This is a genomic window from Endobacterium cereale, from assembly GCF_009617585.1.
Classification (GTDB): Bacteria; Pseudomonadota; Alphaproteobacteria; order Rhizobiales; family Rhizobiaceae; genus Neorhizobium; species Neorhizobium cereale.
This window is the reverse complement of record NZ_WIXI01000042.1, coordinates 198,272-221,895: the sequence shown is the minus strand read 5'-3', so window position 1 is coordinate 221,895 and position 23,624 is coordinate 198,272. Positions and strand designations below refer to the sequence as shown.

At 59.1% G+C, this 23,624-nt stretch carries 22 protein-coding genes and 1 pseudogene; 4 read left to right on the top strand and 19 right to left on the bottom strand.

Annotation, left to right across the window (positions count from 1 at the left end; translation table 11 throughout):
• Nucleotides 1-42 precede the first annotated feature (42 nt).
• The 16 genes and pseudogenes from GAO09_RS12540 to GAO09_RS12465 all read right to left on the bottom strand — a co-directional run.
• Nucleotides 43-417: pseudogene (locus tag GAO09_RS12540) on the bottom strand (type 2 periplasmic-binding domain-containing protein); the annotation flags it as partial.
• A gap of 259 nt (nucleotides 418-676) precedes the next feature.
• Entirely contained in the window at nucleotides 677-1,204 is a 528-nt protein-coding gene (locus GAO09_RS12535) for an ureidoglycolate lyase (protein ID WP_153354339.1), read from the bottom strand.
• A 30-nt stretch (nucleotides 1,205-1,234) separates the two neighbouring features.
• Nucleotides 1,235-2,023: a putative hydro-lyase gene (locus tag GAO09_RS12530; protein ID WP_153354338.1), complete on the bottom strand. Its 789-nt coding sequence runs from the start codon at nucleotides 2,021-2,023 to the stop codon at nucleotides 1,235-1,237.
• Between the two features lies 1 nt (nucleotide 2,024).
• Complete coding sequence (locus GAO09_RS12525; protein ID WP_153354337.1) at nucleotides 2,025-3,386, bottom strand: amidase; 1,362 nt, start codon at nucleotides 3,384-3,386, stop codon at nucleotides 2,025-2,027.
• Nucleotides 3,386-4,072, bottom strand: a complete 687-nt coding sequence (locus tag GAO09_RS12520) for a DUF2848 domain-containing protein (RefSeq protein WP_153354336.1) — start codon at nucleotides 4,070-4,072, stop codon at nucleotides 3,386-3,388. The genes GAO09_RS12525 and GAO09_RS12520 overlap by 1 nt, the downstream gene beginning before the upstream one ends.
• 37 nt (nucleotides 4,073-4,109) lie before the next feature.
• Nucleotides 4,110-5,393 carry a TRAP transporter large permease gene (locus GAO09_RS12515; RefSeq protein ID WP_153354335.1) on the bottom strand — a complete coding sequence of 428 codons (1,284 nt, stop codon included), beginning with the start codon at nucleotides 5,391-5,393 and terminating at the stop codon, nucleotides 4,110-4,112.
• Complete coding sequence (locus tag GAO09_RS12510) at nucleotides 5,390-6,004, bottom strand: TRAP transporter small permease subunit (protein ID WP_153354334.1); 615 nt, start codon at nucleotides 6,002-6,004, stop codon at nucleotides 5,390-5,392. Before GAO09_RS12510 ends, GAO09_RS12515 begins: the two co-directional genes overlap by 4 nt.
• Nucleotides 6,005-6,071: 67 nt before the next feature.
• Nucleotides 6,072-7,109: a TRAP transporter substrate-binding protein gene (locus GAO09_RS12505; protein ID WP_153354333.1), complete on the bottom strand. Its 1,038-nt coding sequence runs from the start codon at nucleotides 7,107-7,109 to the stop codon at nucleotides 6,072-6,074.
• Between the two features lie 225 nt (nucleotides 7,110-7,334).
• A complete protein-coding gene (locus GAO09_RS12500) occupies nucleotides 7,335-8,264 on the bottom strand; it encodes a LysR family transcriptional regulator (protein WP_153354332.1) in 930 nt (309 codons plus the stop codon).
• 167 nt (nucleotides 8,265-8,431) lie between these two features.
• The gene (locus tag GAO09_RS12495; RefSeq protein ID WP_153354331.1) at nucleotides 8,432-10,420 is read right to left on the bottom strand and encodes a BCCT family transporter; all 1,989 of its coding nucleotides are present in this window, start codon (nucleotides 10,418-10,420) and stop codon (nucleotides 8,432-8,434) included.
• Nucleotides 10,421-10,631: 211 nt separating this feature from the next.
• On the bottom strand, nucleotides 10,632-12,812 hold the full coding sequence (locus GAO09_RS12490; protein ID WP_153354330.1) for a mechanosensitive ion channel domain-containing protein: 2,181 nt from the start codon (nucleotides 12,810-12,812) through the stop codon (nucleotides 10,632-10,634).
• Between the two features lie 1,007 nt (nucleotides 12,813-13,819).
• Nucleotides 13,820-14,023 (bottom strand): cold-shock protein, encoded by a 204-nt coding sequence (locus GAO09_RS12485; protein WP_153354329.1) that lies wholly within the window; start codon nucleotides 14,021-14,023, stop codon nucleotides 13,820-13,822.
• A gap of 237 nt (nucleotides 14,024-14,260) precedes the next feature.
• Nucleotides 14,261-15,664, bottom strand: a complete 1,404-nt coding sequence (locus tag GAO09_RS12480; protein ID WP_235938083.1) for a sensor histidine kinase — start codon at nucleotides 15,662-15,664, stop codon at nucleotides 14,261-14,263.
• Nucleotides 15,661-16,323: a response regulator transcription factor gene (locus GAO09_RS12475; protein WP_153354328.1), complete on the bottom strand. Its 663-nt coding sequence runs from the start codon at nucleotides 16,321-16,323 to the stop codon at nucleotides 15,661-15,663. Before GAO09_RS12475 ends, GAO09_RS12480 begins: the two co-directional genes overlap by 4 nt.
• 95 nt (nucleotides 16,324-16,418) lie before the next feature.
• Entirely contained in the window at nucleotides 16,419-16,907 is a 489-nt protein-coding gene (locus GAO09_RS12470) for a diacylglycerol kinase (RefSeq protein ID WP_153354327.1), read from the bottom strand.
• Nucleotides 16,904-18,565, bottom strand: a complete 1,662-nt coding sequence (locus GAO09_RS12465; protein ID WP_235938080.1) for a phosphoethanolamine transferase — start codon at nucleotides 18,563-18,565, stop codon at nucleotides 16,904-16,906. Before GAO09_RS12465 ends, GAO09_RS12470 begins: the two co-directional genes overlap by 4 nt.
• 155 nt (nucleotides 18,566-18,720) lie before the next feature.
• Between GAO09_RS12465 and GAO09_RS12460 the strand changes: the two genes are divergently transcribed.
• Nucleotides 18,721-18,876, top strand: a complete 156-nt coding sequence (locus tag GAO09_RS12460) for a hypothetical protein (RefSeq protein ID WP_153354325.1) — start codon at nucleotides 18,721-18,723, stop codon at nucleotides 18,874-18,876.
• A 245-nt stretch (nucleotides 18,877-19,121) separates the two neighbouring features.
• Here GAO09_RS12460 and GAO09_RS12455 read toward each other — a convergent pair whose 3' ends face one another.
• The gene (locus tag GAO09_RS12455) at nucleotides 19,122-20,021 is read right to left on the bottom strand and encodes a LysR family transcriptional regulator (protein WP_153354323.1); all 900 of its coding nucleotides are present in this window, start codon (nucleotides 20,019-20,021) and stop codon (nucleotides 19,122-19,124) included.
• A 97-nt stretch (nucleotides 20,022-20,118) separates the two neighbouring features.
• Here GAO09_RS12455 and GAO09_RS12450 point away from each other — a divergent pair, with 97 nt between their 5' ends.
• Genes GAO09_RS12450 through GAO09_RS12440 form a run of 3 tightly spaced genes read left to right on the top strand, consistent with a single transcriptional unit; the run spans nucleotide 20,119 to nucleotide 21,754 of the window.
• Nucleotides 20,119-20,880, top strand: coding sequence for an SDR family NAD(P)-dependent oxidoreductase (locus GAO09_RS12450; RefSeq protein WP_153354321.1), 762 nt, complete (start codon nucleotides 20,119-20,121; stop codon nucleotides 20,878-20,880).
• A gap of 17 nt (nucleotides 20,881-20,897) precedes the next feature.
• Nucleotides 20,898-21,515, top strand: a complete 618-nt coding sequence (locus GAO09_RS12445; RefSeq protein WP_153354320.1) for a nitroreductase family protein — start codon at nucleotides 20,898-20,900, stop codon at nucleotides 21,513-21,515.
• A complete protein-coding gene (locus GAO09_RS12440) occupies nucleotides 21,515-21,754 on the top strand; it encodes a tautomerase family protein (protein ID WP_153354319.1) in 240 nt (79 codons plus the stop codon). Before GAO09_RS12445 ends, GAO09_RS12440 begins: the two co-directional genes overlap by 1 nt.
• An 88-nt stretch (nucleotides 21,755-21,842) precedes the next feature.
• Here GAO09_RS12440 and GAO09_RS12435 read toward each other — a convergent pair whose 3' ends face one another.
• Nucleotides 21,843-22,973, bottom strand: coding sequence for a metallophosphoesterase (locus tag GAO09_RS12435; protein ID WP_153354318.1), 1,131 nt, complete (start codon nucleotides 22,971-22,973; stop codon nucleotides 21,843-21,845).
• On the bottom strand, nucleotides 22,973-23,098 hold the full coding sequence (locus GAO09_RS12430; protein ID WP_324185546.1) for a YdeI/OmpD-associated family protein: 126 nt from the start codon (nucleotides 23,096-23,098) through the stop codon (nucleotides 22,973-22,975). Before GAO09_RS12430 ends, GAO09_RS12435 begins: the two co-directional genes overlap by 1 nt.
• Nucleotides 23,099-23,624 lie beyond the last annotated feature (526 nt).

Sequence of the window (23,624 nt, the reverse complement as noted above, 5' to 3'; positions counted from 1 at the left end):
GCTCGGAGGAGCGGCCGGCGTCGCCAGCCACTCTGGAAATCGTTATTTCCCCGACGCCTGCGCCGCATACATGTAGCTGTCATAGCTGTATTCGGCGACGCGGAACCATTCGAAGGAGTCGTCGCGGAATTTCTTCCAGCCCGGATAGATCTTTGCCCATGCCGGGTGTTTGGCGCTGTATTCGGCGTAAAGCTCGAATGTCGTCTTGCATGCGGCATCCAGTGCCGCCTTGTAGGCATCCGGCAGGGCTTCATACTGTCCTTTGTTGATGAATAAGTGGATGGTCAGGCCACCTTCCCAATAGGCCGGGTAATAGTAGTTCGGCGCGATTTGGTAAAAGCCGAGACGTTCGTCGTCATAGGGGCCGATCCATTCGACCGCATCGATCGTACCGCGTTCGAGAATGGGATGGATATCGCGATCAGATTGACCGATTGCAGGCTAATGAAAGGTTGCCACCGTCAGGTTGGCGACGATGATCTGATGCCTGCTATTTATGGCGTCTCCTCCACGCATGACCTCGGGCCACATGGGCAAGGATTTTATTGTATCTCAAGTCGTTTCAGCGTTTTCCACGCGGTGCCTGCAATATTTGATGCGGCAAGACTGTAGAGCATTCCAGTAATGGGGCTCAGGAAAGCAGCAAAAGAAGAGCATTGCGCTTCCAATGACAGGGTCAACCGAATAATTCCACGCCGGTCACGCTGTGCAGAGCAGATTCCATGAGTGCATGCGTGCCGTTAAGACCGGCTATCAGATCCACGGTCGTCGAGTGCCGAGTCAGCATCAGGCAGGTTGAAGCTTCGCTTCTCGTGGCGTGCCATACGTTCGCACGCATGCAAACACCGCTTCCCGGCTCGACGCGAAATGCCCGCAAGCTATCGAGGTCGGGGGAGCCATCGGCTGCGGGCCGGGCGACGATCTGCGTGATCGCCCCGACCAGCGGCACGACGGCCTGATCCGTCAGAAGATGCCGTTCAAGCGTGCCGATGGTCTTGTCGTTGTTACGATAATTCACCCAGAGAACTTCGACCTCACCTGCTGAGCCGGGATCGAATATGTGCTCTTGCCAGAAATCCGTCGCGACATCGGAAAATGCCACGGCGCCTGCTGCCGTCGGATAAGGTTTTCCGAGAAACCAGCCATAGGGCGCAAAGGCAGTCTGCGAGAGCGGTTCAAGCTTCAGGAGACGATCGGTCGACATGCGTTTATCCCTCTCGCATCCTCAGGTTTATCAGATTGAAAGATTGGCGTTGACGAGATCCGTGACCAGCATGTGCCCTGGCGCATGGGTGATGGAAAATGCCGGCGCGACGCGCGCGATGGCGGCCTGGGGTGTCACACCGCAGGCCCAGAACACCGGCACTTCGCCCTCTTGGATCCGCACGGCATCGCCGTATTCCGGTTTCGCGATGTCGGCGATACCGATGGCGGCAGGGTTTCCGATATGCACAGGCGCACCGTGGACTGAGGGGAAACGGCTGGTGATCTGCACCGCCTTGATGGCGTCCTGCGGCTTCATCGGCCGCATCGAAACCACAAGCGGTCCGGAAAAGACGCCGGCCGGCACGGTTTCGATCGATGTTCGATACATCGGCACATTGGTATCGTCCTCGATATGACGGACCGGGACATTCGAGGCCAGCAGAGCCTCTTCGAAGGAAAAGGAACAGCCGATCGCAAAGGTCACGAGATCGTCACACCAGATGTCGGTGATATTCTCCGGTTCGCCGACCAGTTTGCCGTTTTCCCAGACGCGGTATCGCGGCACATCGGTGCGGATATCGAGATCGTGCCCCAGCGCCTCGATGATCGGCGCTCCGGCATCCGACACGCCAATCAGCGGGCAAGGTTTCGGGTTCCTCTGGCAGAACAACAGGAAGTCATAGGCAAGTGCGCGCGGCAGGATCGCCAGATTGGCCTGGACGAAGCCGGGAGCCAGATTGGCGGTCGGGCCGGAAAGCGCGCCAGAGCGCGCCTCAAGCCGCACCAGATGAGCGGCGGAACCGGGACCGAATTCCATCTTAACCGCCCCGCGTCTTCAAAGCCTGCTCGATCGACAGGCCGATCGACAGGATCTTTGCATCCGTCATCGGACCACTGGCGATCATCAGGCCGACAGGCGCCGTATCCCCTTCATGGCAGGGCACGGACAGACCACAGCCGTCGAGGAAATTAATCATCGTCGGGTTTCGCAGCATCAGGCCGTTGGTGGCAAAGAAAGTCGCATCGTCGGCCTGCAACGGCGCAACGGCGGGCGCGATCATCGGCACGGTTGGCATGATGACGGCGTCGAAACCGGAAAGCTTTTCGCTGACACCCTGCTGCCAGGCAAGCCGGGCGGCGAGCACGTCGAGATAATCGGCGGCGCTGATATCGCGCCCACGCAGGATGCGGCCGCGGACACGCTGGTCATAGGCGTCGCCATGGCTTTCCAGCAGGTCGCGATGCCAGTGCCAGGCTTCCGCCGCGATCAGCCCGCCCTTGGCGTTGATCGTCGCCAGTTGGGCAAATTCGGGCACATCGATCTCGGTGATAACGGCTCCTGCATCAGAGAGGAAGCGAAGAGTGGCTGCGAAGGTGGCGGCGACATGGTCGTCCATATCCGACAGGACGACGGTCTGCGGTACTGCCAGCCTGAGGCCAGTCAACGGCATGGGATTGATTACGCGCTGTGTCTCGCCGGAAATGATGCCATCGATTATGGCGCAGCAGGTAACGCTTGAGGCAATCGGGCCGATGGAATCGAGCGATGTGGAAAGCGGCAGAACCGCATCGCGGCTGACGCGTCTGGCCGTCGGCTTGAAGCCCGTCAAACCGCAAAGCGCTGCCGGAATACGGATCGAGCCTCCCGTATCCGTGCCGATCGCGGCAATCGCCATGCCATCGGTTACCGAAACCGCAGCACCCGAGGAAGATCCGCCGGGAATGCGACCGGTGGACCGGTCGAACGTGTTGAGCGGCGTGCCGTAATGCGGGTTGAGACCGAGGCCGGAAAAGGCGAACTCGCTCATATTGGTGGTGCCGGTAATGACGGCGCCGGCGCGGGCAAGCGCTGCCACGACCGGAGCGTCTGCCGTGGCCGGGGCCGCATCGCGCATGGCGACGCTGCCGGCCGTCGTCACTTCTCCGGCAAGGTCGAACAGGTCTTTTACCGATATGGCGACGCCTTCGAGAGGCGAGCGAACTTGGCCTACGCTGCGCATCAGGTCAGAGGCGTCCGCCATGGCGCGGGCGCGGGCATCGTTGCGGCGAATGAACGCCTTGGCGCCCTGACCGGCCGGATCGTCGATTGCCGCAAGTGCCGCATCGGCAAGCTTTCGGCTGGTCGTTTGCGCTGAGGCAAGTGAAGCGGAAACCTCGGCAATCGTCGGATAATGGGCCATTACTGAACCTCTGGCAGGGTTTCGATCGTGTAGCTGTGGCGGATGCTGCGGTTGAGGACCGGATCGAACAGTTCCATGGTGAAGCGACCCGACGGGCGGATGCCGCCGATGGCGCCGACCGTGCCGCAGATCATGCCGGTTTTTTCGGGCAGTACCGTCTCGCCACCGGTGAAGCCGGCAATCAAGTCCTGCGGGGTGCGCAGGCTCGACAACGGACCTTCCTGGTAGAGCGTTTCCGCGCCGTTTTCATCGATCCACGAACGGATGATCAACTGGTCCCAGTGATCGGCGACTTCTGCAAAAGGCCATGCGGTTTTGGCAATCGGCTTGGCGCAAATCTGTTTCGACAGCGCAACGCTGTGCGATTCAAGCTTGCGGTCGGTATGGTCGGAAGCGAGCGACACATAAAGTTCTTCGCCGGCGCGGAAGATGAAAGTCTCGACCTCGCCGGAGCTTTCGGTGCCGACCGACTGAATGGTGTCGGCCTGTACCGCCGAGTTCTCGGAGACGCGGTAAAACAACGGCACCGTGCTCGGGCGCGGCACACCGATCGCCGCCAGTTCCTCGATGTGATGTTCGATGGCGGCACGGTCTCGGCCGGCCCATCCGGCAACGACCAGCTGGTTGATCTCGATATCCAGTTCGGCGCGGGCGGAGGTGGTTTCGAGCGTGAAATGCAGTTTCATGAGATCTATTCCGGATTGAGTGATTTCGGGTGAGCGATCAGTTGGCCAGGCTCGGCAGGTAGAGCGCGATCGAAGGGAAGATCGATAGAAGCACGATCAGCACCGCCATGGCACCGACGAAGGGCAGGGCGCCGATGATCACCGGTGTCATCGAGCCGCTCTTGCGCAGGCTGTGCACGACGAAGAGGTTCAGGCCCACCGGAGGCGTAATCAGTGCCGCTTCGACCAGCACGATGATGAGAATGCCCGTCCAGATCGGATCGAAGCCGAGCGCCATCATGATCGGCGCGACGATCGGGATCGTGGTGATCATCATCGACAGCGATTCCATGAAGCAGCCGAGGATCAGGTAGAAGATGACCACGACCAGAACCATCACCATCGGCGAGAAACCAAGCCCGGAAATCGAGCTGGTGATGACATCGGTAATGCCTGTGGCCGACATGACGAAGTTGAGGAAACCCGAGGCAATGATGATCAGCAGGATCATCGCCGACGACTTCATCGTGCCTTCAATGGATTCCGCCAGCATGGCGAAGCTGAGCCGGCCAAAACAGGCGGCAAGAACCATCGCGCCGCTGACACCGAGCGCCGCCGCTTCCGTGGGGGTCGCGAGACCGGCATAGATGGAGCCGACGACGAGAAGGAAGATGCCGAGCGGCGGTGCGAGATGAATGAGACTGGCGAAACGCTTGCCCCATGTTGCGTTCACCCGCATGCCACCCCAGGCCGGCACGATCACGCATCCAAGGATGATGGTCAGCATGAACAGGGCCGTCAGCAGCAGGCCGGGGATGATGCCGGCGAGATAAAGTTTTGGAACGGACGTGTTGGTCAGGACCCCGTAGAGAACCATGTTGATGGACGGGGGAATGAGAATGCCGAGCGTTCCGCCGGCAGCAAGGCTGCCGAGGAACAGCGGTTCGTTATAGCCATGCTTCTTGATTTGCGGGATCGCAACGGTGCCGACGGTCGCAGCCGTTGCGACGCTGGAGCCGGAGGTTGCTGCAAACAGGGCGGATGCGCCGATATTGGCGTGCATCAGGCCGCCCGGAAGCCAGGAAAGCCACAGGCTCATGGCGCTGTACATCCGTTCCGCAAAACCGGCGCGCAGCAGGATTTCTCCCAGCAGAATGAAAAGCGGGATGGCGACCAGCAGGAATTCGTTGTTGGTGCTCCAGGCAAGCTCGCCGATGGCGCGGGTGAGTGGCAGCATAGAGAATGTCGGGTCGAGAACAAGGCCGAGCACACCGAGTGCTGCTGCGACCGGAACGGAAAGACCGATCAGGACGAGAAGAAGAACGAGGGTGGTGGCGATCATTTGCGTTCTCCTTCGATCAGCCGTTCGCCGGCCGCCGCTTCTTCTTCAGCCTCTTCCTGCGTGGAGCGCACGCCGGCGACAGCCTTGACGGTTTCGATGTCGCCGGTGACGAGCGCCACCGAGGCGCGGATCAGCATCAGGGCGAGGATCAGGCACATGAAGACGAGGCCTGCGAACCAGAGGCCCTGCGGGATGGCCAGCGGCGTACCGAGCGGGGTATTGGCCTGCGAATTGTTGCTAATCGATTCCGCAACGACGCCGTAGCCGTAATAGGTGACGAAGCCGATGAACACGCCGAGGCAGACCAGCGACAGCCAGTCCAGCACGGCCGAAACTCTCACCGGCAGATATTGATAGATCACGTCGACGCGGACATTGGCGCGCTGCAGCGTTGCATAGGCGAGCGACCATGTGGTGCTGATCGCGAAGGCGTAACTCGACAATTCATCCGAGCCGCCGACCGTCCAGCCGACAAATTTGCGCAGCAGAACGTCGACGGTGATCAGAAGCACGCTGGCGATGGTCAGTGCGCCGCTGGCGAGCACAGCCCATCGGGCGGCCCTTTCGGCAAAGCCGAACAGGGCTGTGAATAGAGGGATTGATCCTGTCATGGTCTTCGATCCGGCTGCTGGAGGAGGAGCACGGCCGCTTTTTCAAGCCACCGTGCACTGGGGTGGCTTACTTGGAAACGGTAAGTCCGAACGATGCGCCGATCGTGTCGTTGAAGCTCTTCACGCAATCGGCCGAGCAACGGGCAGCCCAGGTCGGCAGGATCTTGTCCTTCAGCGTCGTGTTGAGAAGCGCCTTGTCTTCTTCTGTCGGAACGACAAGCGTCATCTTGCCCTTGACGGCTTGCGTGCAGGCGGCCGCGCCGGTGTTGCAGTCGTAACCTTCCTGCGTCTGCGTACCGGCAGCCTTCCAGATATCATCGACCATAGTGTTGATGTTTTCCTGAAGGAAAGCCTGGACCTTCGGGTCAAGCTTGTCCCAGACCGACTGGTTGACGGCGTGGATCTGCTGGTTCCAGTTGATCGGCAGGGCCAGAAGATGCGTGGAAACCTCGTACCACTTGGCCGAATAACCCGACAGCGAACCGGTAATGGCGCAATCGACGACCTTGTTCTGCAGGGCAGGGACCACTTCGCCGAAGGCCATGGTGACGCTGGTGCCGCCAAAGGCCTCGACGAATTCCGCCTGCGTGCGGCCGGAGGTGCGAACTTTCTTGCCCTTCAGGTCGGCAAGGCCTTTGATGTCGGCATTGCAGAAAACCACCTGCGCCGGATAGGTCGAGATGCCGAGAAGCTTGACCTTGGAGCCTTCGCCGTAAAACTTTTCATAGACCGGCTTGAAAACGTCCGTCACCTTGCGGGCCGTGACGACATCCGGAGCGAGGCCGGGAAGGTCGATCGCTTCGTTGATCGGGTTGTCGCTGGCGAAATAGGACAGGGTCGCGGTGCCGAACGGCACGACACCCTGAGACATGAGGCGCATCAGTTCCGGGCCCTTGAGGCCCATTTCGTTAAAGCCCTTGACGGTGGCGGTGATCTGGCCGCCGGACTTTTCCGGAATGGTGTTCGTCCAGAAGGGCTGCTCGAACTGCTGGTAGGCGGTGAGATTGCTCAGGCCGCCAACGATCTGCAGCTGGGTTTTCGGCAGTTCCTGTGCACCGGCTGCGCCGGCAACAAGGAATGCGGTGGCGAAAGAAAGTAGCTTCATGTCGTTCCCTTTTTTCTTCTGCTCGATTGGGCATGACATGAGAAAAGGCAAACATAGGCTCAAGGCTAGATCGCTATCGGGCTATCGGCCCGATATACGCCAGCTGAATGCGTCAGTCAGTCTGTTCCCATGCATGCGATTTATATCGCTTTTATTGGATGGGATTAGACGACACGAAAAACAGCCTGTCCAATCGTATATTTGGAAGCGAGATATAAATTTTTCTTAAGTGTCAGCTTCGTCTGCTCGGCTGGCCAGCACATTGCCGGCGCTATTTTGGGCAATCTGCTGGGCCATGTGTGTCACCACCCGGGCGGCATGGCTGCCCGGCCCTTCGATCCAGCTGGCCGTGAAATGCAGATCCTTGAGCGGGCCTGCATCAACCTTCAGAATCTCCAGTTCGCCGCGATCCAGTTCGGCGCCGAGAAAGATCGGTGTGATGACGGCAGTGCCGATCCCATCCAGAGCCATTCGAGCGATCATCGACAATGAGGCGCTGCCATACATGCGCGGCGAGGAGATGCGATAGCGCTGCAACATGTCCCTCACCTGTCTGTAGGGCGTACTGTTGGAGCCGTAGGTGATCACCGGCAGGGCCGATATCGTGTCCAGCGAGATGTTTTCATTGGCGGGATAAAGGCCCGGTTTGGCAATCCAGGCCAGCGGATAGGTGCATAGGGGACGGTTCTCGACCCGAGGTTCCAGCACTGGCCCCATCAGAAAAGCCAGATCGATCTTGCGGCTCATCAGATGGGATTGCAGCATTTCGCTGGTATCGACTTCGATCTCCAGCGTCAGGTTTGGGTAGGCGCCGTGGATCTCGGCAATCAGCGTCGGCAGCCAGGTCTGTACGATCGTTTCTGCGACGCCGAGATTAAGACGGCCCGTCATGGCTGTGTGATCGCGGGCTGCCTGAATGAGATCGTTGCGGGCCTGGATCAACTGCTCGGCATGTGCGAGCAGTTCCTGACCTTTTGCTGTCAATCTGACGCCGCGGGCGGCCCGATCAAACAGCTTTACCCCCAGCGCAAGCTCCAATGCCGCAATGCGTTGTGAAACGGCGGGTTGAGTGGTGCCGAGCTTTTCCGAAGCAGCTCGCAGACTGCCGAGCGTGGCAGCCCAGAAAAACGTCTCTATGTTGCGCAAGTCGATCATGGCGCCAGATAAGCGCAATGGACGTCATTCGTCCATGTTTGGCGGTTTGCTAATGGCCATGATTTGCCGTGCCACGAAAAAAAACGGCGCGTGAGGCGCGCCGTTTTCGGATATTCCAACAACAGTATCGAATGATGGCCGGCGTCTTGCCGGCCATCATTTGCGCATCAAACGCCTGACTGATGTTCCGGTGCGCCGTGCACGAGCTGCAATTCGGGCGAATGGACGAGATGCAGGTAACGTTCGAACTGCGCCAGAACATCGCTGATCAGCTGGTCTCGCGTCATTCCCATCACGTCATAACCACGGTTACCGCTTGAGAAATAGGTTCGCGCCTCATAACGGAACTCGGCTTCTCCGGCGCGCACGGGTGTAAAGCTTGCGACCCGGTGATTGGTCAGCGTCACACCATAAACGAAGTCACGGACACCTTCGGCGGGCGACCGCAGGGCGATAGCGCCGTCCGCTTCTTCTACGACCTCCGACTGACGTCCCTTGGCACTGAGTTCCGCAGCCATCTGGTCGAGTGCCGGTCGCACCTGTGTGTCGATGAAGCGCCTGACATCCTTTTCCGTCGCATCCGTCAGCATCAGGGCGAGACGGCGTTGCCATGTCTGGCCGGAGGCCGGTTGCGCGGCGGGCAGCTGGTTTTGCCCATGCGCTTCCCTCTGGGCCAGATCCTCGCGCATGCCGAGATAAAGAGACAGGACAAGCGCAAGCATCACCACCGCAAACGGCAGGGCACTGGCGACCGTCGCCGATTGAAGTGCCGTCAGGCCGCCTGCGAGAAGCAGGCAACCCGCCACCACACCCTCCATGGCGCACCAGAAGACACGCTGGCCGGTCGTGGTCTGCGTCTCGCCGCCGGCGGCGATTGAATCCACAACGAGTGCGCCCGAATCCGCCGAGGTGATGAAGAAGATCGACACCAGTATAACGGCGAGCGTCGATGTGATCGCGGGCAGGGGAAGATATTCGAAAAACCTGAACAGCCCGACGGAAACGTCGTCGGCAATCGCGGTTCCCAGTGCACCGGCGGCAACACCCGTATCGATGAACATCGCCGTATTGCCGAACACCGTCATCCAGAAGAAGGTAAAGCCGGCCGGAATGAACAGTACGGCGGTGACGAATTCGCGAACCGTTCTGCCGCGCGAAATGCGGGCGATGAACATGCCCACGAACGGCGACCATGAAATCCACCAGGCCCAGTAGAACAGGGTCCAGGAGTCGATCCAGGGGGTCGGTTCATAAGCGTAGATGTTGAAGGTGCGCAGAACGAGCGTGTCGAAATACAGGCCGAGGTTCTGCACGAAATCCCGAAACAGCTGGCTTGTCGGGCCGACGACGAGAACGAACACCATCAGCAGGATGGCGACGATCAGGTTGGTTTCGGACAGGATGCGCACACCCTTGTCGAGGCCGGTGACCACGGACACGGTGGCCATTGCGGTGACGACGGCGATCAGCGGCAGTTGGACTTCAATGCCGATCGGTACGCCCAGAAGGTGGTTGAGGCCGGCATTGATCTGCGCAACGCCGACGCCGAGCGAGGTCGCTATGCCGAACATGGTGCCGACGATCGCAAAAATGTCCACTGCGTGGCCGATCGGTCCATCGATGCGGCTCTTCAGGAGCGGATAAAGTCCCGACCGGATCGTCAGCGGCAGATTGTAGCGATATCCGAAATAGGCAAGCGACAAGCCGACCACGGCATAGATGGCCCAGGCATGAATGCCCCAGTGAAAGAATGTCACCGTCATCGATTCACGCATGGCTTCGACCGAACGCGGCTCTGCGGTGGGCGGCGCCATGAAATGCGTCATCGGTTCGCCGACGGCATAAAACATCAGTCCGATGCCCATGCCGGCGGCAAAGAGCATGGCGATCCAGGAGACGAAACGGAAATCAGGGACGGAATCGTCAGGCCCCAGCTTCAATTGGCCGAACCTTCCGAAGCAGAGCAGAAGAACCGAAATCAGGAAAATACCGACGGAAAGAAGGTAGAACCAGCCGAACGCGCCCAGAATGTAAGTCTGGACCGCGCCAAACAGCGATCCCGCCTGACCGGGTAGAACCACGCCAACAGCCAGAAAAAGGCCGATGACGATGATGGAGCCATAAAAGACCGGAGGATTGATGATGAAGCTTTTCATGATCGAGAATCGTCTTTCATGTTTCGTGCGTTGAAATGATGCGGCCTCACCTGTGGGCGTCATCTCATTGGGATATCGTGCAAATTAGGTGGCAGTCATGCAAAGTCCACCTCCTGGCAACGGAACTGCCGCAACTTCGCTGATATTGCCGTCCGCGCTGTCCGGAAGCGCTTATCACGGTGTGGAAATGGGGCACGGCCGTGAGCCATGATCAGGTTGGTTGCGACCCGCCTTCAAGCTGAAGCGGAGGTGACCTGCCGGCTTTCTCGTCGCCCTTGTAAAGCGTGACATGCGGGTAGGGGATTTCGATGCCGCGGCGGTCGAAAACCTGCTTGACGAGTTCGTTATAGGCGCGTCCGGTGCCCCAATGGCCGCCGGCCACCGTCTTGATGCGGGCCCGCACGACAACGGCGCTTTCTCCCAGCGATGTGACGCCATGCATGTCGAGCTTGTCGATGATCTGGTCGCCCCATTCGGTCTGCATGAGCAGGTCGAAGGCTTCCTGCATGGCCTCCTTCACCTCTGCGATCTTTTCGCGATAGGCGACGCGGATTTCGGCCACGTGATAGCCGAAATCCTTGACGAGGTTGGAGACGGTATCGACAGACGAGAAGGGAATGAGGTGCAGCGTGCCATCGAGTGAACGGATCGATACGGAACGGATGGTCAGTTTCTCGACGACGCCACTGACGCTGCCAAGGGCCACGACATCGCCTTCGTTCATGACGTTTTCCAGCTGGATGAAGACGCCGGTGATGATGTCCTGCACCAGCTTTTGCGCGCCAAACCCGATGGCGAGGCCAAGCACGCCGGCACCGGCCAGCAGCGGTGCGATATTGACGCCGATCTGCGCCAGCGCCAGCATGGAAACCAGAACCACAAGCGCTATGGTGAATGCATTTCGGAACAGCGACAGCAGGGTCTTTTCCCGGCTTGTCGGGATCGAGCCGAATTCGGGATTGAGCCGGTATTCGACCCAGGAGGATACGGCGAGATAGGCGACAAAACCCAGCAATAGGATGATCAGCGCCGCAATGGCCGATCCGCTGATGCGCTGGCCGGCTTCCGACGACAACCAGCCGAGAAAATCGATCAGTCCCCACGCCTGGGCGACGGCAATCACGACGCCTACCGTGACGACGGTGCGAATGACCTGCATCACGCGTGGCACAAAAGCCTTCAACCGTCCTTCGAGCGCCGGCAGCCGAAGCCTCAAGTCATCGGGAAGCCGCAGTCCGGCATTGGCGAAGCGGCCGATGAATGCGATCACCAGTCCGCCGACGATGACCGCGGCCACGGATTTGAGCGTTGCCGAAATCATGAAGGGCAGGGCCGTCGTCGGGTTGACCAGCCAGACGACAAAGGCGGCGACGAGATAGGCAATCGCCAGCACGTGCCAGATGCCCGCCAGAAACGCACCGCTGCGGCTGATGAAATCTCCACGCCCATGGGATGCGCGGGACGACAGGACACGCCGCACCCGATCGCGGTTCTGCAGGATAACGATGATCGCAATGACGAGCGCTGTCAGCATGACCAGCACGCGGATGGCCTGGGCGGCGGTGTCTGAAACGTTCGTTGCGATGACAGGAGCAGCAAACATGAACGTGTAGCCGACAAGCGAGATGGCGCGCGCCAGCCAGAAATACCAATAGGCTGCAGTCGTGTCTGAGATCGACAGAAGCCGAAGGGCCGGAAAGCGCGGCTGCAGCACAAAACGTATGGCGACCTTCAGCATTTCTACCATCAGGAAGGCGTTGAGCAGAAGTGTCTGGTTGATGTCCATGCGGCCGCCTCCGGCGCCGATCACCTGCAGGGCGATCAGATATCCTGCACTCCAGGCCAATGCGACCGTTACGATGTCGGCGATTGTCGAAATGGCGGTCAGGATGATCCGCAGCGGCCATGGGCGACCAGCAGCGCGCCGGTCCAGACTGCGTTGCAGGACATAACTCAGCATGCGCAACACGAAAAAGGATGCAAACAGGCTGGCGCCGACAAGAACGACATTGAGCGCGAGTGTCTGAAGGAGGCCGTAATCCACCTCACCGGAGCCGGAAAAAACCGTCGCCACGGCCGCCACGCCGCTCCAGATCGCCGCACCGCCTTCCATGATCTGCTCGGCTGCGGCGCGGGTATGCTCGGCGATCTGCCTAGCAATCGTTTGATCTTCCGTCGGTGGCGCCTTGGCCTGATCGGTAGAAACCTCGCTTTTCAATCGCGTCAGAAGCGCGTTGCGGGCCTCGTCATTCTCCAAGATTCGAATAAGGTCGTCGATGCTGCTGGCAGATTTCGCAGCGGGCGGTGATGCTTCCTGCGCGCTCGACAGGGTGGGAGAGAAGATCAGGATCAGCAAGAAAAGCAGGCTGGCAGCAGCATTCCGGAGAGGCATAACATCCTTTCGGCGTTTGAGGTTCACCCAAAAGCATGCCGCTCATGGCGTGTCAGTCAACCCTTGCGCATGGAAAGTGTATCGAAAGCAAAATAATATGATGAAAAATGATAGATGATCGTGCCCGGGATGCTGGCTACTTTCCTTGTGTTCGCAATGTTTCAGAGCAGTAAATGCGATGGCTCCGAGTATTTTGGCTGAGTTCAAAAAAATATAGTGAGAACAATCGCGAAATCCACAGGTGGTATTTCCCTTGTTGTGTTTCGCATTTTCGATATTCTCTATCTGTCAGATAGGTTTCCACGATTTTGGATGTGCGTCCGCGAGGATTATTATGTCTTCGCGTTGAACTGATGGCGATCGGTCATAAATCTCATTGAGATTTTCGGAACCGGATATCGGCATCCTGCCGGCATAAATGTTCGCACAGCGCGTGCTGAGGGTTCTCCCCGCAATCCCCGGAGACTTTGATCAACCTTCCACCAAGGAAGCGCGAACCATGTTTTAGAGAATCAATCCGCTATCCGCCATTTTCTCAGCCTAGGGGCTTCAAGTGGTATCATCCTGCTGATCGTCGCTGTTCTGGCAGTCTTGACTGCGAATTCGCCGATGGCGTGAAAGTTACTTTCATGCTTTGCGCGTCTATCTCGAACCGCTGAGCCTTCAACACTGGATCAATAATGCGTTGATGGCAGTGTTCATGCCCAGCCGCCTCGCGAAATCGATGAGAAGCTGTTTGTTTTGCGTCCGCGTTCAGGTATCTCGGAGGATAATCGACTGCTCTTTGGCTTCAATCCAACAGGAGACTTATATCCTACCAAACCGCTCAGCAATATTGGTAGTGCTCGACCCTACTATTTCATAACGCAATTTATGCTGTAATTTCATTGGGTTGACATCGCCAGTCATCCTAGCTGATACCGCGGGTCACAAATGCATTTCTCATCAAGGTAAAAAGCAATCACATTGGTTCCGATCTCGCCTTTTCGACGAGACCGGAATTTTTTTCAGAGAACGCTAACGTTCTCAGCCTTCGACTTTCCCGTCTTCCGGTCTTGGCCGACGTCGTAGCTGACCTTCTGGCCATCGGTCAGGGACCCGCCGAAGCCTACAGCCGAGATGTGGACGAACACATCGGCTCCACCGTCATCCGGGGTGATGAAGCCGAAGCCCTTGTCCTGAGCGAAAAACTTTACGGTACCAGTTGCCATCTTATCCTCTTTGATTGGAAACGCCGAAAACCAATAGCGATCAGAGAGGCTCTCAGCAAGGCATGTTTGGTCCGCAGTCATGCGGGGCGCGCAGATTGAGAGCCTCGCTTCACCATTTTTATGACGATTTTAATGACGTAGACGGCGGTTCGGATCCCATGAAGGCCTGGAAGTCGCCGTTGAACCGTCCAATAGGGTGTAACATCGTCCTGACAGCTGCAGCAATCAGCAAGGATGCTAGGTCTGTTTGATTCCCGGCAATTCCACCCGCGCTTCGAACCCGCCCGTTCTTCCCGATGCCCGTGAAAACAGAATCAACTTACCGCCCATCTGTCCCAGCAGGCGTTCAACGATGGATAGGCCGAGGCCGGAACCTGCCGCCTCGGTCTTGCCGCGCGAAAACCGTTTGCGGATCGCGGCGAGTTCGGCGGCGGTCATCACGGCTGCATCGTTGACGATGCGCACCGGCCCGCCATCATCGAGAAACACGTCGACCGGCGTGCCCGGCTTTCCATGCACCAGCGCGTTCTCGATGAGATTGCGCAGCACAATGGCGAATGCGTCTTCGCTGAACGGGCCGCTGAGCTTTGCCCCCTTGGCGCGATGCAGGATGAGGCGCTGCGGATCGTTCATGCCGCGCCGGAAATCGGTCAGCACCATGTCCAGCACCAGCGTCAGATCGACGGGTTTTTCGGCGATACCGATGCCGGCTTCGGCGCGGGACAATTGCAGCAGTTTTTCGGCCAGATGGCTGAGGCTGGACAGCGACGATTCGATCTGGCCGGCGCGGTGGCGATTGGCCGGCTCCTTGAGTTCGGAAATCAGCATCTGTGTCTGCGCCAGCGCGCCGGCGATCGGTGTGCGCAGTTCGTGGGCGCTGTTGGAGGTGAATTCGCGCTCGGCATCCAGCGCCGTGCGCAACCGGGTCATCAGCAGGTTGACCGAGGTGGCGATCGGCTGCAATTCGCGCGGCAGGATTGCAGCATCGATCGGCTCCATATTGCCGCCGTCCTTGGTCTCGATCTGGCGGCGCAATTCGCCGACCGGCTGCACCGCGCGGCGCACGACCAGCCAGATCGCCATGCCGCTGACCGGGATCAGCAAAGCGAGCGGCAGGAAAAGAGCGATTGCGCCTTCGCGCAAGGCTTCCTCACGGTTTTCGAAAGCATCCGCGACCTGAATGAACACCTGCGCCTTGTCATCGGTGGCGGTGTAGAACTGGTAGGTGGCATTTTTCCAGAAACCGGGTTTCAGCGGCGTTTCAAATGCCGGTTCCGGCGCGTCATGCGAGCGGATCAGCACACGGCCGGCGGCGTCGCGCACCTGATAGATCAGGTATTCGCGGTCGCCGCTGGAATTGCCGGTCTGCAGCTGCTGCGGGGCAGCGCTCGGGCGGTTGTCGCCAAGGGCACCCAATGGGCCTCCCAACATGCCTCTGTGTTCGAGATCGTCGACCACCAGCGGCACCAGCCGTTCGGCGGTGTCCTGCAATGTGCCGTCGAACATTTCGGCATATTCCTCCTCCATCACCACGAGGCCGAGCCCGACGGCCAGCAGCCAGAGCAGCGCCATCATGGCGGTGATCGAAAAGATCAGCCGGCGCGTCATCGAAGGGCCGGGGAGGCGCGCAAATGGGTTCATTGCTCGCGTCCCAGCCGGTAACCGATGCCGCGCAGCGTGGCGATATGATCGCGCCCGAGTTTTTTGCGCAACCGGCTGACATAGACTTCGACGGTGTTACTCTCGATTTCGGAGCCGAAAGCGTAAAGTGCTTCCTCGATCTGGGCCTTGGAGACGACGGCATTGGGGCGTGCCGCGAGCGCATCGAGCACCGCCCATTCGCGGCCCGACAGGGTGATGGTTTCGCCGGATGCCGTCACGCGCCGGTCGGCGGCGTCGATTTCCAGCTCGCCGATTTTCACCAGCGTGACCGGGCGGCCGCTGTAACGGCGGCTGACGGCCAGCATGCGAGCGGTCAGTTCGCCGAGATTGAAGGGTTTGACAAGATAATCGTCGGCGCCGCTGTTCAAACCCTCGATCCGGTCGGAAATCTGGTCATGAGCGGTGAGGATGATGACCGGTGTTGTGCCGCCTTGGCCGCGAAACTTCTTCAGGAGATCGATGCCGCTGCCATCGGGCAGGCGAAGGTCAAGCAGCACGAGGCCATAGGATGTGGTGGCGAGCGCCGCGCCGCCGGTGTCGATGGTCTTCATCCAGTCGACGGCATGGTCGCCTGCCGCCACATGGTCACGCACCGCTTCGCCGAGTGTCGCATCGTCCTCGATCAGAAGAACTCTCAAACTGGCTGCTCCATCCCATCGCGATATCACCTTGTAACCGGTATCTAGCAGAGATGGGGCCGAAATTTCGAGGGGGGACGGAGCGATGGCCGGGTTCATGGGGATAGAAGTTTCGAGCCGATAACGAAAGCCGCCATCAATCCGTTGGCGGCGAGGAGGCAGAACACCGCAAACGAGCCAAGATCCTTGGCGTGTCTGCCGGTTTGCGACCATTCCGGCGAGATGCGGTCGATGATTTCCTCGATGGCCGTGTTGAGCGCCTCAGTGGCGATCAGCGCGAGGAAGAGAACGGCCATCGAGACGTAATCGGAAAGACCGGCACCGACAAAGGCGAAGGCCGCGAAAATGCCGACTGCTGCCAGCAATTCATGGCGGAAAGCGGTCTCTCCGAGCAACCTTGCGGCACCACCCAGCGAATAGCAGAGTGCTGCCGCAAGGTGCCGGCTGCCGGTCACCTTACCAATCGGCGGGTGGGTGCCGATGGGTGGTTTCGGAGACGCGGATCGGCTGGGGACTGGACCGTCGCTCCGTTCGGTGACCGGTTTCCTGACCTTTCCGATGGGGGCGCAATCGTGAAGGGTCATGAATTTGCTCCGCTTGCAGGTTTGCGGCAGGCGGACAGCACGTCGAGTTTTGGCGTGTAGGCCGAGGTGTTCACCGACATCAGCCCGAGCGCCGTGTGAAAAAGATTGTCATGCGAGGCTTCTTCGACGGCGCGTTTTGTCAGGCAGCCCGCATCGACCGAGGCTTTCATTTCCGCACCCTGCCACAGCACGAAGGGCACATGCGTCTGCTGCGACGGGGCGATGATGTAAGGCGCGCCGTGCAGGTAGAGGCCGTTTTCGCCGAGCGACTCGCCATGGTCCGACATGTAGATCATCGCCGGATCGATCTTGTCCTCGCGGGCTTTCAGCTTGTCGATGACCGAGGCGAGGATGTGGTCGGTGTAAAGGATGGTGTTGTCATAGGTGTTGATCACCGCCTGGCGGTCGCAGGTGCCGATTTCACCGGTGCTGCATTCGGGCGTGAAGCGGGCGAATTCCGGTGTGTAGCGCTGGTAATAGGCGGGGCCATGGCTGCCGAGCTGGTGCAGGACCAGCACGCTGTCACCCTTCACATTCGAAAGCCATGTGTCGAGCTGACCGACCATCACGTCGTCCAGGCATTCGTTGTCCTTGCAGAAACGCGGATCGTTGGCGTTGGAAAACGAATGCATCACGGTGCGGTCGGCAACGTTTTTGTCTCCGGTATTGTTTTCCCACCATTCGGTGGTGATGCCGGCATGGCCGAACACGTCGAGCAGGTTTTCGTTGGCGAGACCGGCGCGGTGCGAATAACCGCTGCGTTTCAGGTTGGAGAACATGCAGGGCACGGAAACGGCCGTCGCCGTGCCGCAGCTGGATGTTTGCGAAAAATAGGTGATGTCGCGTTTCTTGAGTTCCGGGTTGGTGTCGCGGGCATAACCGCTGAGCGAAAAGTTTTCGGCGCGCGCGGTTTCGCCGGTGACGATGATCAGCACGCGCGGCTTGCCCGAGGCGGTCGGGCCGGCGACTTTGGCATCGGTGCCGAGCGGTGCGGCGACGATGTTTTTATCGGCCTCGGATGCAAGCGCAAAACTAATGGCGCTGCCGACCGGCACAAACGGATTGAGCGTCAGGATAAGGTCCTTGTGCAGCCGGGTGACCGCCGCGATCGACCGCGCGCCGCTGACGCCGCAGGCGAGCGCCAAAAGCAGGAGTGGCACGATGGCGGTGAGGTTCCAGCGCAGTTTCGCGAAGAAATTGCGGTGTTTTATCTGCACGAAAGCGATCATCAGCGATGGCAGAATGCCGAACACTGTCATGTGCAGGATGTAAGCCGGAGTGATCAGGTGGCCGGCTTCCGACGTCGTGGTGGTAGCCGCATTGCGGATCATGTCGACGTCGATGATCGTGCCGAACCCGTCCATGAACCACGAAGCCGAGGCGGCGGAAAGAACCATCAGGATCAACACCGGCTTCATCAGGTATTTGACCGATATGGCGATGGTGAAGGCGGCAAACAGGCAGCTGAGCCCCAGCGAAAAGGCGGCAAGCGACAGGTGATTGTCGAAATATTCGAAAGACCGATTGAAGAATGTGCGGTTGGTGAAGGCAATCAAATAAAACGCGGTCAATGTCGCGAGCGTGATGCTGCCGACCTCTGGACGGACAAGCCTCGACGATGGACGGCGGGCGGAATGAGACAGATTATTTATGGACAAGGGAAAGCTCCCGGCAGTTTCGATTGCCGGCGAAATCGCACCCGATCCTGACAGTCACCTGAATGTCATAAAACTTCTGCCTGCCGGACCTCTTTCAGGTGCCTGTCAGCTTTATCGCCCATTCCTTCCATCATTACAGAAGGAGCTGGCGATCAGTGAATGTTTTGAAAGCTCACCTCGGCATGGTGTATGTCGCTATCCTCGTCATGATCGTTGCGTCCATTCCCATGCTGCGCGAGACTCGGCACATACGTTCGCTGGAGGGGTGGCCGACCGGCATCAATCAGCAGCATCGCGGTTTTTCCGGTTGAGCCATGCTGATACGGCCGGGTCGCGCTTCTTTAATCTACGCGGAGTGTTGATCATCGCGGGGTAGGCGATCAGTTCTCAAGCGATGGCGGTCATCGGTAACGCCCAAAACGGTCAGAAGAACTGCAGCGAATGTGCTCAACGTGCAGCAGGAGGAAAATCTGGTATTTGCCGGCCTAGAACGGATCTTGTCAGGCGAGAATCTGGCCGCGCACAACGATCCTATTGGACCTCGGGTTCTGATCCTTCAAGAGGTTAACGCGGCCTCTTCCACCATGTGTAGTTCTTCTCGAAGATAGTCGACGAGGGCGGTGAGGCGTCGGCTACTCCCGGTATGGACGGCGTAAAGATCGACTTGGCCGGCTACGAAATCATCGAGCACGGTTTCAAGAATGCCGGACCTGACGTCAGAAATGATGTCCCACTCGTTTTTTGCGATGACACCAATGCCGCGCACGGCCCAGTCCCGCAAGACGTCACCGTCACTGACCTGGCGATCTCCCCGGACCTTGATGCTGATCGCCTTGTCCCGATGCTTGAAAGGCCAGACCACCAATGGCGCCCCCGGCCGGTCCAGGATAAGGCAATTGTGCTTCAGAAGCTCATCGGGGTGTTTTGGCCTACCCACGCGATCCCAGTAGGCCGGAGCGGCGCAGATGCGCCTCGGCCCGCGCACCAGAAGCCTTGCCCGCAAAGTTGAATCAGGTAGCGGGCCGCTGCGGATCGCCAGGTCGATACGGTTCTCGAAGAGGTCGACGGCATTGTCTGATAGCATGAGGCTGATGTGCACGTTTGGATGCCGCACCTGAAACTCGTCCAGTAGTGGACGCAGCCTGGACCTGCCGAAGTCGTTCGTTGCAGTGATCCGAATAGGCCCGGTGAGAGACCCGTCCTCCCGCATTCCCGCCATTGCCGCGTCCCATTCGGCAACGATCCGCCGTGCGTCACTCAGAAACGTCTCCCCTTCATGGGTGAAGATCAGCTTGCGGGTAGAACGGGTCATCAGCTTCGTGCCGACCTCATCCTCCATCTGGTCGATCGCCAGCGATACGGTCGAAGTCGCCACGGATCGCTGTCTGGCAACGGCTGAGAAACTGCCGATCTCGGCAACGTCCAGAAGAAAGCGCAGCGCATCGATGCGATCCATTGTTTGACTTTCTCGAAAACACCTTGGTGTGATGACCTGATTATCCAGATTTGAAAGGGAGTTATATCGGGCACACACGTTTTGGAAAGGTGGCAACATGAATATCGACTTCACCGGAAAACGCATTCTGGTCACAGGGTCCACCGGCGGCATTGGCCTTGCGGCAGCCGAAGGGTTTGTCGCCGCCGGCGGGCAGGTCGTGATCAACGGGCGATCGGAGGAACGCGTGTCGCGTGCGCTGGCACGCCTCGAAGGCGCGCAAGGGTTTGCGGGCGACCTGTCTAACGCTGAGGATTGCGAGCGGCTGTTCTCAGCGTTTCCCGACTTCGACATTGTGGTCAATAATATCGGCATCTTTGGGCCACAGGACTTTTTCGAAACGACCGACGCCGAATGGACGCGCTTTTTCGATACCAACGTCTTGTCCGGCGTGCGCGTATCGCGCGCCTATGCGACGGGCATGGCCGCGCGCGGATGGGGCCGGGTCATCTTCATCGCTTCGGAATCGGCGTTAAACATTCCGGCCGACATGATCCATTACGGCATGACGAAAACCGCGCAGCTCGCTGTCTCACGGGGACTGGCAAAACGGCTGGCGGGCACGGGAGTGACTGTGAATGCAGTGCTGCCCGGACCTACGCTGTCTGAAGGAGTGGCCGGCATGCTGGCGCCGGACGGTGGGGACCTCGAAAAGATCGCTGCCGACTTCGTTGTCGCCCATCGCGGGTCTTCTATCATACGCCGCGCCTCTCGTGTCGATGAGGTGGCGAACATGATCCTGTACATCGCATCCGAGCAGGCCTCGGCCACCACGGGCGCATCGCTGCGCGTCGATGGTGGCGTGGTCGATATCATTTGAACAGAGGAAAGAACCAGATGACTAATCTTATCCTGAAGGCAATCGACGAGCGCCGCACGACCAATCTTTTCGACCCGTCATACGCGCTGGATGATGCACGGATCGTTGAACTCGTCAGGTTGGCGACCAAGGCGCCTACATCGTTCAATTTGCAGAACTGGCGGTTCATTGCTGTGCGCACGCCGGATCGAAAAGCAGAGCTACGCGCCGTCGCCTGGGACCAAGTCAAGATCACCGACTCGGCGGTCACCTTTATCGTCGTTGGCCAGATGGCGGACCATCGAACCTTGGCCGAACGGTTGGCCCCGCTGGTCGATGCCGGCATCATGTCGCCCCCAATGGTCGGTGGTTGGGAAGGGGCGGCCGCCAGTCTCTACGACGGTCAGCCGTGGCGCCAGCGCGACGAAGCCGTTCGTTCGGCGATCTTTGGCGCAACGACGCTGATCTATGCGGCGCAAGCCTTGGGGCTTGGTTCCGCCCCGATGATCGGCTTTGATCCGGAGGCGGTTTCTCGTCACTTCGAACTCGGCGAACACGAAATCCCGGTGCTGCTGCTGTCGGTCGGTCGCGCGACCGATGAGAACTGGCCGCAGAAGCCACGCCGTCCATTGCAGCAAGTGCTGGATCTCGTCTGATGCCGCATGTCATCGTGAAAATGTATGAGGGGAAGGGCCTGCCGGAAAAGCAGGCGCTTGCCCAGGCTGTCGCTGAGACCGTTGCTGGCTTCGGTTACGATATCCGGAAAGTCTCGGTTTCTATCGACGATATTCGGCCCGAGAACTGGATGGAGGCGGTCTATCACCCTGATATCATGAACCGGCGCGCATCACTTGTGAGGGCTCCCAGCTACGGGCCGGTTTCCGAGAAGTTTTAATGGATTCTCGATCGGTAAAACCCTGGTGCCCGAGCCAACGTCCTGTGTTCTGGGGACGGTTTGGCTTGTTTCCTTGAGCAGGGCTTCGTCACCTAGGTCGCGAGGCCTTGGCCTTCAACGTGATCCTGGTCAATTCTGCAGGCACGCCGAGCCTGATGGCGAAACCTGGCCAGAGCGCGGTGCCGTTGTTGACGTAAAGCGTCATGCCGCCGATCTCGTATCTGCCGGAGACGAAACCGTTGTTGGCGCGTGCCACCAGTCGGTCCAGACCCAAGACCATGCCTCCATGCGTGTGTCCAGACAACTGCAGCGCGACACCGGATTCCGCGGCCTTTCCGGCCATCATCGGCTGGTGGTCGAGAAGGATGACGGGAGGGTCGCTGGGTGCCCCCTGGATCGCCTTGTCGAGGTCGGGTGCCGGTGAGCCATGCTCGGCGGCGGAAACGTCTGTGACACCGGCAATCACCATTCTGGCATCGCCTCGCGTCAACACCACGTGGGTGTTTAGAAGCATCGTCATGTTCATGGTGCCGAGATGGCGCATCCATTGATCGTAGGCGAAGAAGTATTCGTGGTTTCCTGGGATCGCAAATACGCCGTCGCGAGCCCGCAATCCAGCAAGCGGCGCGACGTCTTCGCGACGGTTTTCGACACTGCCGTCGATGAAGTCTCCGGTGATAACGATGAGGTCGGCATTGAGCGCGTTGGTCTTCGCTACGACCTCTCTGGTCCACTGGGCGGGAAACAGGCGGCTGATATGAAGGTCGGTAAGTTGAACCAGCCTGTATCCGTCAAACTCGGGCGGGAGCCCCGCGATGGAAATTTCTATATCCTTGAGCGGCGGCACCCTGATCGCCTGGCTGACTCCGTAAGCGGACAGACAGAATGCTACGCCGCCGATAATGTACCTGATGGGGGCGGGTGCCAGAGGGAACTGCCCGTTAAACGGCGTCATAACCAGTGAGACGAGATCGAGTGCAATTTGGAACACAGCCAACAGAACAATCGTGCCGAACAGGACGTTGAACGCAATGATCAGTGGCCGTGGAAACTCCGGCGAGAAGACCGATCCGGACGAGAGACGGCTAAATAGATGATACTGTGAAGCGAGCAACAGAATAATAGCAGCAGCTGTTTTCGCCGACCAAAGCCATGGCAGCGGCTGGATAAAGCGTAGGACTACGACCAGCCACGGAATTCCGAAAATAATATGAAACATCAGTTGCTTTCAGGTTTTGGTGCAGCCAGCGCCACGACCAGCATCGCGATCTTGCGGGCTCTGGTCTCGGGTTTCTTCACCGTTACGATCGGGTGCAGCAGCATATAGTGCTTCGACCTCCCAATGCTTCAAATGCCATGCGAGCGGCCCCGTTGTCGGATAACGCTGCGGCCACGTCGTGGGGAATTCGGATCTGGCTCGGTGGAGCATAGGCGGCATCCCATCGTCCGTCGTTCTTGGCGGCCTCCACGTGCGTCAGGCCTTTGACGTCCATCCGGCCCGCTGCCGCCAGCTTCTCGATACGAAGGCGATTGGCCTGAGACCAAAGACTTCGAGCCAGACGCGGAGTGAACCGCATAAAGAAATGATCGACATCGTACTTTGCCGCCTGGCTGTCAATCCATCCGCGGCACAAGGCGAGTCGAGCGCCTGCTCCTTGTCGAACGCGACAACGCCGGCCTTTTTTCTGGCAAACTTGATCTAGAAACCTCGGGCATCAGGATTGCGTTCGATCCAGTTTTCCAAAGTGTGACCGGTGGCCGGCACTTCAATCGGGTTGCTGCATGAGGCAAAATTAGTGGATTCCCAATCGCTTATTAGATTTGTTGGTGTGGGCAGTCTCCTCGATCCTGTTCAAGGCATTTGTTTTCT